Origin of the sequence: Streptosporangium sp. NPDC006013, from assembly GCF_040614275.1 — a bacterium.
Lineage (GTDB): Bacteria > Actinomycetota > Actinomycetes > Streptosporangiales > Streptosporangiaceae > Streptosporangium.
Genome location: NZ_JBEXUE010000376.1, coordinates 1 through 10,055 on the forward strand (window position 1 = coordinate 1; position 10,055 = coordinate 10,055).

Here is a 10,055-nt window from a genome sequence, read left to right on the forward strand (position 1 = left end):
GCGCTGCTGAAGAACCTCGGAACCACCCTGAGGAGCCTGGGGATCGCCGGGGGCAGGAGCAGGGTCGCGTCGGAACGTCACCCCGTACGGCCGCGGTCGTGACGCGCAGGTCGTGGCCGCGCAGCAGGACCCGGTCGAGCCGGGAGGCGCGGCCGGAGAGCGAGGAGAGGGCCGCCAGCGGATTGACCCGCGGATCGAAGGTGGCGGTCGCATCATCGGGGCCGTGGGCCTCGGTCCAGGCGTCTCGCAGGCCCAGCACCTCGGCGGGCCGGCTCCCGCCGTCGTTGAGATCGCCCAAAAGGATCACATCCCCGTCCACGCCGAGCAGCACCTCGGCGAGCCGGGCGAGCTCGGCCTCGCGCCGGGCGGGGCCGTTGTCGGTGTGGTCGCTGGTCAGGTGCGTGGCGGCCACCACGACCGGCCCGGCGGCGGACTCCACCGTGACGGCCGCGACGGCCTTGTGCGGGCCGAGGACGTGCAGGCCCGCCTCTCGAACGGGCAGGCGGGTCAGCAGGAGGAGCCCGGCGTCGTCGACGTCCTGGCCGGCCGGGTCGGTACTCAGCGTGTAACCGGAGCGGATCCACGGGGTCCGCAGCAGCATGCCGAGCAGCTCGGCCTCGACCTCCTGCAGCGCGATGACGTCCGCGTCGGCCCGCTCCAGCTCCTCCAGCAGCAGCGGCCGGCGCCGCGCGGTGTCCAGCCGGTCGCTGTCGTAGCGGTCCCACAGGGTGTTCCAGGTCAGCACGCGCAGGTGTGCCGTCGTGGACGCGGCCCCGGCCGGTACGGGGGGCGCGGGACACCAGCCCGCGACCGGATCCCACGCGAACGGCGTCCTGGCCGCGAAGAACGGTGCCCGGAGCCTGCGCGGATCCCGTACCCGGCCGGCCTGCGACGAGTCGATGCGGTCCAGGCCCGCCGACCGGTCCCAGACCGTCTCGCCGTCGGCCTCGACGAACAGGATCCGGTGCCAGGGGATGTCGCCTCCCGGTACGAACGCGGGCAGTGGCACGCGCTTGGGCGAGGCCCCGCGCACGTTGATGCCCAGGACGAACCGCGCCGGGTCGAACCGCGGATCCCAGCGGATCCGGTGGAAGATCTCCTCACTCGTCCGCATGATCATTCCTCATCGCTGTCGAGGGCTCCGGCGACGTCGAGGACGTTCCCCTCCGGCCCGATGTACCACGTGCGGTGCGCCTCTCCCGGATAGGGCGGGGAGAAGCGGCGAAGCTGGGCGGAGAGCACCTCCGGCGGCACCGGGTGCGCACGGCCCACGTTACGCCGGGCCAGCACGTCGCCGGGGACCAGCATGACCGCCTGCGTCGTCAGCGCGTCGCGCCCGCGGGCCACGGTGTGCACCAGGGAGCGCTGGTGCCGGTTCAGGGCCGTGGCGTCCCACACCACGGTTCCGCCGCCGGCCAGGAGCGCGTCGAGCCGGTGCAGGCCCTCGCGGAGGATCGCCGGGTTGGCCCGCTGGTCGGACCGGGACCCCCGGGCCTGGCGCAGGTCGTCGAGCGCGACGACGGCCCCGGCGTCCGGGAGGCCGCGGGCGAACGTGCTCTTCCCGCTGCCCGACGGGCCGACCATGACGACGAGCCGGGGAAACCGGCCGGACCGCCAGCGCCCGCTCACCGCCAGGCCCTCCTCGGCCGTGGCGATCCGGCCCAGCGCGTAGGACTCCCGTGTCTCGGCCCAGCACCGGTCCGCCACGTCGGGATCACATCCGTCGAGCGCCTGGCGCAGACCCAGGCGCAGCGGCTCCAGCGGCGCCTCGCCGAGCAGCCCGGCCTCGTCGGCGTGCAGCTCGGACCAGCCGACCTGCTCGCGCGCGTCGGCGGCGTCACCGTCGGCGCGCCCGGTCAGGGCCGCGGCGGCGACCGCGTGCAGGACTCCCAGGTCGGCCGCGGCCGTCAGCCGTACCAGACCGGTCCTGCGCTCCTCGTCGGGGAAGGGTCGGTGCAGGCGGGTGCTCAGCTCGGCCAGGTCGGCGACCCGCCGGGCCAGGGGCATGCCGAGGGGCGCCACCAGGGCGGACGCCAGCCAGGCCCGGCGGGTGCCGTGGAACAGGGTGGCCAGGACGCCCGCCAGCCGGGCGTCCCCAGTCCGGCCGAGCAGGTCGAGCCTGGCGGAGACGTCGGCCACGGCCGCCTCGACGCGCTCGGCGGCGGCCGCCGGGATCGCCGGCCCCGCCGGGTCACCGGTCGCCGTGGTCGGCCGTCGCGCCGCTTCCGGGGAGCCCGCCCCCGGCCCCGCCGGGTCACCGGCCGTCATCCCCGTCGCCGCGATGAGCGCCGGCACGTCCGGATCGGCTCCCGAACGCACCTCCCACAGCGCGGCGGCCGGTCCCAGGCCGTTCTCGACGACAGGCGCGAGCATCCAGTGCTCGGTCGTCCGGACATGCCGTGGACGCACCCATTTGGCGATGTGGTGGGCGAACTCCTCCCGGTGGAATCCGGCGGCCGTTCGTACGACGTACCCTTCCCGCCGCGCCGTGTCCAGGCGCAGGGCCCGCAGTGCCCGCTCGTCGAAGGTGCCGCGCCACAGCACCGGCGGAACCGGGATCCCCAGCCGCCGGGTCAGGCGCACCGTCCTGTCCCAGTCGAGGCAGTGGTCACCGTCCCAGATGGAGAAGGCGTAGAACCAGCTCTCCAGGTCCCGGTACTCGATCGAGTGCCGGGCGTAGAGGTTCTCGCCGCATACCCGCCGGCCCGGTGGGAGGAACCGGGCGATCCTGCCGTGCAGGGCCTTGACCCACGCGCGGGACGGATGGTGCGCCGAATCCAGCGAACGGGCGTGCACCCCGTCGGGGTACACGGTGGTGTTCTCCCCGTCGAGCTTCTCGGTGACGACGACCTCCCGGCCGGCCAGCCCTGACAGGCCGTCGGCGCGTACGTCGTCCGAGGTGGCCCCGGGAGACCAGGGCAGGTGAGGGGTGCGGGGGTAGTGCACTCGCATGATCCGCTCCCGATGACGACGTCGCGCTCCGGCGACTGTAAGGGGAGAGGGAGGGGCGGATCCACAGGATAAAGGCGTGGCCCGCGCCCGGATCGTGACGGCCGGCGCGGGTCGGCCGCACCGCCGGGGGACGCGCGCACCCGTTGATCCTCCGGAGGCGCTCCGCCCCTGAGCCGCCGCGATCCGCGGGCGCCTCCGAATTCCGCGGGTGCCTCCGGAACCCGTCCCGGGAGCGTGGCGGAGCCGCCGCCGCCCTGCCTGGTGCGGCCTCGTAGGCTGTGTACATGCGAAGCCCTCTGCTGGACACTCCCGGCGCGGTCGCGGCCGACACCCCCGACGCCGATGTCGCCGGACACTACGGTGACCCGTTCGCCGAGCAGCGCGCGCTGCTCGCCGGAGAGGCGATGGTCGACCGGAGCAACCGCGAGGTCATCCGGATCTCCGGGCCCGATCGTCTGAGCTGGCTCAACAGCCTCAGCTCGCAGAAACTCGACGACCTTGAACCTGGTCGGCCCACCGAGACGCTGCTGCTGGACGCCCAGGGCAGGGTGGAGCACCACCTCGTCCTCGTCGATGACGGTGCGGCCGTCTGGGCGCATGTCGAGCCGGGCACCGGCGCGGAGCTGGCCGCGTTCCTCGACAAGATGCGGTTCATGCTGAGGGTCGAGGTCACCGACGTGACGGATCGCTACGCCGTGGTCTCCGTGGCCGGACCGGCGCGGCCCGACCTGCCGGCGGGGGCCGTCGCCGTGGGGCGCGACATCCTGCTCCCCCGAGAGGAGCTGGCGGCGGGGCTCGGGCTGAGGCTCGCCGGGCTCTGGGCGTACGAGGCGTTGCGGATCGAGGAGCACCGCCCCCGGCTGGGTTTCGAGACCGACCACAAGACGATCCCGCACGAGGTGGGCTGGATCGGCACGGCCCTGCACCTCAGCAAGGGCTGTTACAAGGGCCAGGAGACCGTGGCCCGCGTCCACAACCTGGGCCACCCCCCGCGCCGCCTGGTCTTCCTGCACCTGGACGGCAGCGTCGACACCCTGCCGAAGCACGGTGCCCCCGTGACGTACGACGGCGCGGAGGTCGGCTCCGTCGGCAGTGCCGCGCGCCACCACGAGCTGGGCCCGATCGCGCTGGCCGTGGTCAAGCGGACGGTGCCGGTGGACGCCACGCTGGAGGCCGGCGGGGTGGCCGCGTCCCAGGAGGTCATCGTGCCGCCGGACGCCGGGCGCAACGTCCAGATCGACCCCGCCCTGCGCCGCCGCATCCGCTGACGGCACCGCTTCCGATCCGGGATCGGCGTGGTCGGGCCATCTCTCCGGGCCACCTCTCGGGCGATCTCTTCGGGGCACCGAGCCCCGGAGAGATCGGCTTACCGGGAAAGTCCCGATCCCGGGGCTCAGACGTCCAGGATCAGGGTGATCGGGCCGTCGTTGGTCAACCCGACCTTCATGTCGGCGCCGAAGACCCCCGTCTCCACGTGGGCGCCCAGCCCGCGCAGTTCGGCGCAGACCGTCTCGACCAGCGGTTCGGCGACCGGACCCGGCGCGGCGGCCTGCCAGGTGGGGCGGCGCCCCTTGCGGGTGTCGCCGTACAGGGTGAACTGGCTGACCACCAGCAGGGGCGCGCCGATGTCGGAGCAGGACTTCTCGCCGGAGAGGATCCGCAGGCCCCAGAGCTTGGCGGCGAGCCTGGCCGCCTGTTCGGGGGTGTCGGTATGGGTCACGCCGACCAGGACCAGCAGTCCCGGCTCGTCGATCGCCCCGACCGTCACGCCGTCCACCACCACTGACGCGGAACTCACCCGCTGCACGACCGCACGCATGCCTCCCATCATCCCGTGCCTCCCGACCTCCCTAGACTCTGGGCGAAAGGAGACAAAGGTGTCTGCTGAGTCATTGTTCGTCGAGGTCGTCCGCTCGGGGTTCGTGGAGTCCACCCATCGGGCGCGGATGCTCGCCGTCGCCGCCGACGGCTCCCTGGTGAGGGTGCACGGGGCGGTGGACGCGCCGGCCTCGCCGCGCTCGTCGGTGAAGCCCCTACAGGCGCTCGCCATGGTCCGCGCCGGGCTCCTCCTGGAGGGGGAGTTGCTCGCGCTGGCGTGCGCGAGCCACGCGGGTGAGCCGTTCCACGTGGACGGGGTACGCGAGATCCTGGCCGGGGCCGGGCTGGCCGAGAGCGCGCTGGGCTGCCCGGAGGACCTGCCCGAGCACGCCGCCTCCCGGGAGGAGGTGCTGCGTTCCGGAGGGGGCCGGGCCAGGGTCTACATGAACTGCTCAGGCAAGCACGCGGCGATGCTCGCCACCTGCGTGGTCAATGACTGGCCGGTGGAGACCTACCTCGACCAGGCCCATCCGCTGCAGCGGGCGATCCGCGCCGTGGTCGAGGAGCTGACCGGCGAGCGTGTCGCGGCCGGCGGGGTGGACGGCTGCGGCGCCCCGCTGTTCTTCGTCTCGATGCTGGGCGTGACCCGGGCGTTCCGCGCACTGGTCCTGGCCGAGCCGGGCACTCCGGAGCGCCGGATCGCGGATGCCTTCCGGGCCCACCCCGAATGGACGTCGGGCACCACCCGCCCCGAGGCCCGGCTGATGCGGGCGATTCCCGGGCTGATGGTCAAGATCGGTGCGGAGGCGTTTGACGCCTTCGCCTTCGGCGACGGGCGTTCGGGGACCGTCAAGATCGAGGATGGTGGCCAGCGCGCCCGGGTTCCGGTCACCGTCGCGGCCCTGCGGGCGCTCGGCTTCGAGGGCCCCGAGCTCGACGAGCTGGCCACCGGGGTGCTGCTCGGCGGCGGGCGTCCGGTGGGGGAGATCCGCGTGCGGTAGTGATCGGCACAGGTCTCCCGGTGCCCCGCCGGCGAGGTCAAAGGGAGCGGAACTGGCGGGTGGTGGAGATCGCGCCGGAGGTGGTCATGGTGAAGGTCCGCATCGAGTCGGCGAACCTGGACAGGTCCCACTCGGCCGGGCCGTGGTACCAGTACAGGTTGTCGGCCTGCTGACCGTTGCCGGTGACCGAGGAGACCACGCGGGCCCAGCGGTCGACGCTGTCGAAGATCACGGCGTAGGGCAGGTAGCGGGAGAACAGCTCCACCCGCTGGGCCGTCGGCACGTCATCGGTGATGTCACCGCCGGACAGGTACTCCTTGAACCCCAGGGTGTGGGCGAGCGCTCCCGCTCCCTTGGCGGTCTTGGCCGGCATGTACTGGCCGCCCACCGCCAGGGCGGCACCGGCGATGATCAGGGCCAGGCCGAGCAGTCCGTACGTGGTGAGCCAGGCCAGCGCGAAGGTGGTGAGGACGCCGAGCACGGTGAGGAGCACGCCGAGGGTCGTCCAGCGGGTGCGGACGGTGTCGGGGCGGCGGGCGAACCAGCCCTGCTTGACCACGTCGCGGTAGAGCGCCTCGCGGACCTTGCCGAGCTTGGCGCCGAACGATCCCCGGAGTTCCGAGAGCAGCACCGTGTCGCGGCCGTCGAAGATGGCGTCGTAGAGCTCCAGCTCGTAGGCCATCAGTGAGGAGACCTGGGCGGTGGGCAGCCGTACGAGCCTCCAGTCTGGTGTCTCGTACGTCTGCCGGGGCTGCTCGTCGATCCTGAGGTAGCCCCGGACGGCCAGGTCGACGATCGTGGCGGTCACGTCGATCACGTCGGCCTGCTCGTCCATGAGGGTGCCGATCTGACCGGGGCGGACGCCGTCCGGCGGGGCGAAGTGGCCGTTCTCGACGCCGCTGAGCGAGCCCGACTCGTGGCCGACCACGCGGGCGTCCCGGCCTCGCGTCCAGTAGAGGAGGGCGAGGCCACCGAGCATCAGGAGGAGCAGGGCGGCCAGCGCGCCGCCGGTCACGGTGTTGAGGGTGAAGGCGTTGGACAGCTCGAAGCGGCGCGCCAGGATCGGCGCGCCCTTGGTGGCGGCGGCGGGGTAGCCGATGACCACGGTGAGCACCTCGCCGGCGTCCAGGCCCTGCTGCCCGAACTCGGCGGCGACGCCCGTGTGGTCCATGGATGCCTCGGTACAGGCGATCGCCGAGGTCAGGGGGCCGGCGAAGCACGACAGGTGCTGCAGCGCGGCCGGGCCGCTCACGGTGACCCTGGCCTGCTCGACCGGGACGGACCAGCCGCCCACGGCGTACCAGCGCAGTTCCTGGGCGTCGGTGAGCGGAGTGATGGTGCCCCTGACGTCGTACTCCAGGACGGCGCTGCCCGTGCCCTTCAGGGTGATGGTGCCGCCGGTCAGAGTGGCGTCGCCCTTCAGATCGGTGACCTGGTAGAGCCGGTCGCTGCGATTGTCGTAGCGGGTCCGGTCGACGAGGTCGCGCGACGGTGCGTCGCCCTCGAAGGTGACCTCTTCCTTGACATGAAGCACCCCGTCCTGCCGGAGCTCCATCTGGACCGTCGTGCTCGTCACCTTGCCGTCCTGAGTGGCCTGGGGGGACGCGGAAACGGTCGCGAGGGCAGGGGAGGCGCTGACCAGCAACGCGAGGATGGTCGTCGCGGCCAGGCTTCCGGCTGCTCGGTGCGAGAAAGATGCCGCCATGGGTCGGGAGCCTATCGAGAAGCACCGAGCCGTGATGATCGGCCCCATGTCCATTTCTGCACGCCCGTAAACCCATATGTGTGTGTATCCGCTAGATTGCCGCCCGAAGATCCACTCTTTGGAGAGGCGGTCGCATGCGCCCACGAAGGTCGAACCCGCTGGCCTTTGGCGTTCTGGGTATTCTCGCCCTGGCGTTCGCCGGGGTCGTGGTGATCGCCGGCCTGGCCGGTGGCGAGGAGGCCGAGAGTCCGGCCGGTCCCGGGACGGCCCCGGTGGCGACCAGGAAGGCCGTCCCCACGCAGACCGGCGAGGTCGAGATCACTCCGCCGGCCTTCACCCCGCCGCGGAAGCTGAACCTCGGCTCGCTGGGGGACACCGAGATCGTGCCGGCCGCCGCGGAGCGGAGCATGGCCGTCGACCTCCGCTACATGCGCCGTTCCGACACCGCGGCCCGGCTCAAGCGCAACCCGCTGTACGGCACCGGCCTGATGCGCCCCACCTCCTGCCGCGCTCCTCGGCCCTCGACCGACCCCGGCGACATGCTCGCCTACCTCAACGCCGTCACCGGCTGTCTGGACCGGGCGTGGAGCGCGAAGTTCTCCCAGGCCGGAGCGGTCTTCCTGCTGCCGAGCAAGGTCTACTGGTCCCGTGCGGGACGCGGGCCCTGCGGGGTCTATCCCAACCCCGACGCCTCCGCCTACTACTGCCCGGCCAACCGGGGCATGTACATCGGCCTGAGTCATGTGATCCAGCAGAGCGGCCAGGCCGACCCCGCCCAGAACCATGTGCCCTACCTGACCGTGCTCGCCCATGAGTACGCCCACCACGTGCAGTCCATGGCGGGCATCGGCGGAGCCTGGTGGTGGGAGGTCTCCACCAGGTCCCGCGAGGCACAGGACGCGCACTCCCGTCGCCACGAGCTTCAGGCGCAGTGTCTCGCCGGGGCCTTCGCCCGAACCGTGCGGGTCCCGCTGGGTATCACCGGCGCCCGCTGGCAGCAGGTGCTGCGGACGGACTACGAGCGCGGCGACGACCGGAACGGCAACCCCCGGCGCGACCACGGCAACGGCGAGCACTACGCCGCCTGGCTCCACCAGGGCTGGAAGTACGCCCGGATCGCCTACTGCAACACCTGGGTCGTCCCTCCCTCCCAGGTCAGCTGACCCGCTCCCGCCGAACGGGCAGGCCGCTCGGAAAGGCTTCCGGGCCCCGTGATGCCACCGGGTCCGGCTTTTCCGCTTTCCGGGTCCGGCTACCGGCGGACATCTACAATCTTGTCGGCAGTCCGACGTCCCCCGAGGTGGCATGCGCACGCCCGCACGTAGACGACCGTGGGCGTTCGCGGTCGCGCTTGTTGTAGCGATTTCCTGTCTTATTTCGGGATGTGTCCCTGAGGGCGGTACGGCCGTACCGGTGACGCTGGGTGCCGAACTCCCCGCCTCGGCCACCCCGTCACCCCCGAGCCAGGCGCCACTCGTCATGATCATCGGTGACAGTTTCACGGTCGGGTCGGGGCCGGTACAGGGATGGGACGGCTACGCGGCACATGTCGCCCGGCAGCTGGGCTGGCAGCTGATCACCGCGGGCGCCGCGGGAACGGGCTTCGTCAACCCGGGCAGGGTGGGCCGGACCTTCCAACAGTCCTTCGTCAAGGAGCTCTCCTGGCGTCCGGAGCCCGACCTGCTGATCGTCTCCGGCGGGCGTAACGACCGCCGGATCGGGGCCGCCAGGATCGAGGGAGCGGTGGTCCGCCTGCTGGAGCTGGTCAGGCGGCAGTGGCCGCACACCAGGATCGTGCTGGTCGGCCCGATCTGGATGACGAGGGCTCCCCGATGGGCCTACCGGGTGAGGGAGGCCGTCTCGACCGCGGCCGACCGGCTGGAGGTGCCCTTCCTCGATCCGTTCGAACCGCTCGGCCCACACGGCCGGGGCTGGGGCAGAGGGGCGGTGCTGCCCGACGGCGTCCATCCCACCCTCGTGGGCCATCTGCGTCTCTCCCGCTGGATGGTCGCCAGGCTGCACGAGTACGGCATCGATGCCCGTCCTCTCTGACCCGTACCGCCCGCTGCACTGGCCGACGGTACGAAAAGCGGTCCGTCCGTTCACGGCGGCGGGACCGGGAGCCGCGGGTTCGGTGGCTCGCCTGGTCCTCGTGGATTGCGGCTCCTCGGGGTGCATAAAGGACATTCCATCCCAAAGCGACTCATAATAGTTTAATGTCCGCCATAACTAGACAAGAATAGTGCAAAAGCCTTGAATCGTTGTTTGTGGGCATACATGGCAGGAAACTATGACAATCAGGGATGGCTCATATCTGGTCATCTCAGGCGATTTTCGGCCGATCTAGGAAATGCCGGAAATTAGGGTAACTGAACCTTTCGAGGGGAAACACAATGCCCAAGTCCAAGAGTGTTATCGCAGGGCTCGCGATCAGTGCAGCGCTGACCGGTGGGGCTGTCGGTATGGGTGCGGCGACCACCGCAACGAGCGCCGGCGCGACCACCACCACGGTCACCGCCGCGGCCTTCCCGACCTGGGGCGGTGGCTGCGGGCGCGGCTGCGGCTGCCGCGGCGGCGGC

8 protein-coding genes and 1 pseudogene are annotated in these 10,055 nt (G+C 71.8%); 5 read left to right on the forward strand and 4 right to left on the reverse strand.

From position 1 onward, the window contains the following. A partial coding sequence (locus ABZ260_RS38095) for an RNA repair domain-containing protein (protein WP_355627194.1) occupies nucleotides 1-1,114 on the reverse strand: 1,114 nt, incomplete at its 3' end. 2 nt (nucleotides 1,115-1,116) lie between these two features. Then, complete coding sequence (locus ABZ260_RS38100; protein ID WP_355627195.1) at nucleotides 1,117-2,952, reverse strand: RNA ligase family protein; 1,836 nt, start codon at nucleotides 2,950-2,952, stop codon at nucleotides 1,117-1,119. Nucleotides 2,953-3,236: 284 nt separating this feature from the next. Here ABZ260_RS38100 and ABZ260_RS38105 point away from each other — a divergent pair, with 284 nt between their 5' ends. Further along, nucleotides 3,237-4,220 (forward strand): glycine cleavage T C-terminal barrel domain-containing protein, encoded by a 984-nt coding sequence (locus ABZ260_RS38105; RefSeq protein ID WP_350911196.1) that lies wholly within the window; start codon nucleotides 3,237-3,239, stop codon nucleotides 4,218-4,220. A gap of 125 nt (nucleotides 4,221-4,345) precedes the next feature. Here ABZ260_RS38105 and dtd read toward each other — a convergent pair whose 3' ends face one another. Next, nucleotides 4,346-4,771, reverse strand: a complete 426-nt coding sequence (gene dtd, locus ABZ260_RS38110; protein WP_350911198.1) for a D-aminoacyl-tRNA deacylase — start codon at nucleotides 4,769-4,771, stop codon at nucleotides 4,346-4,348. A 58-nt stretch (nucleotides 4,772-4,829) separates the two neighbouring features. Here dtd and ABZ260_RS38115 point away from each other — a divergent pair, with 58 nt between their 5' ends. Beyond that, entirely contained in the window at nucleotides 4,830-5,771 is a 942-nt protein-coding gene (locus ABZ260_RS38115; RefSeq protein WP_355627198.1) for an asparaginase, read from the forward strand. A gap of 37 nt (nucleotides 5,772-5,808) precedes the next feature. Here the strand turns inward: ABZ260_RS38115 and ABZ260_RS38120 are convergent, their stop codons facing one another. After that, nucleotides 5,809-7,476 (reverse strand): DUF2207 domain-containing protein, encoded by a 1,668-nt coding sequence (locus ABZ260_RS38120; protein WP_355627200.1) that lies wholly within the window; start codon nucleotides 7,474-7,476, stop codon nucleotides 5,809-5,811. Nucleotides 7,477-7,610: 134 nt separating this feature from the next. Here ABZ260_RS38120 and ABZ260_RS38125 point away from each other — a divergent pair, with 134 nt between their 5' ends. The 3 genes and pseudogenes from ABZ260_RS38125 to ABZ260_RS38135 form a co-directional block, all read left to right on the forward strand. Beyond that, nucleotides 7,611-8,639 (forward strand): neutral zinc metallopeptidase, encoded by a 1,029-nt coding sequence (locus ABZ260_RS38125; protein ID WP_355627202.1) that lies wholly within the window; start codon nucleotides 7,611-7,613, stop codon nucleotides 8,637-8,639. A 250-nt stretch (nucleotides 8,640-8,889) separates the two neighbouring features. Next, a complete protein-coding gene (locus ABZ260_RS38130; protein ID WP_355627203.1) occupies nucleotides 8,890-9,528 on the forward strand; it encodes an SGNH/GDSL hydrolase family protein in 639 nt (212 codons plus the stop codon). 341 nt (nucleotides 9,529-9,869) lie between these two features. Further along, nucleotides 9,870-10,055, forward strand: a pseudogene (locus ABZ260_RS38135) (hypothetical protein); the annotation flags it as partial.

What these genes read in the sequence shown, in the direction of transcription:
- dtd (WP_350911198.1), bottom strand. Translation starts at nt 4,771, where the DNA reads ATGCGTGCGGTCGTGCAGCGGGTGAGTTCCGCGTCAGTGGTGGTGGAC.
- ABZ260_RS38100 (WP_355627195.1), bottom strand. Translation starts at nt 2,952, where the DNA reads ATGCGAGTGCACTACCCCCGCACCCCTCACCTGCCCTGGTCTCCCGGG.
- ABZ260_RS38125 (WP_355627202.1), top strand. Translation starts at nt 7,611, where the DNA reads ATGCGCCCACGAAGGTCGAACCCGCTGGCCTTTGGCGTTCTGGGTATT.
- ABZ260_RS38105 (WP_350911196.1), top strand. Translation starts at nt 3,237, where the DNA reads ATGCGAAGCCCTCTGCTGGACACTCCCGGCGCGGTCGCGGCCGACACC.
- ABZ260_RS38120 (WP_355627200.1), bottom strand. Translation starts at nt 7,476, where the DNA reads ATGGCGGCATCTTTCTCGCACCGAGCAGCCGGAAGCCTGGCCGCGACG.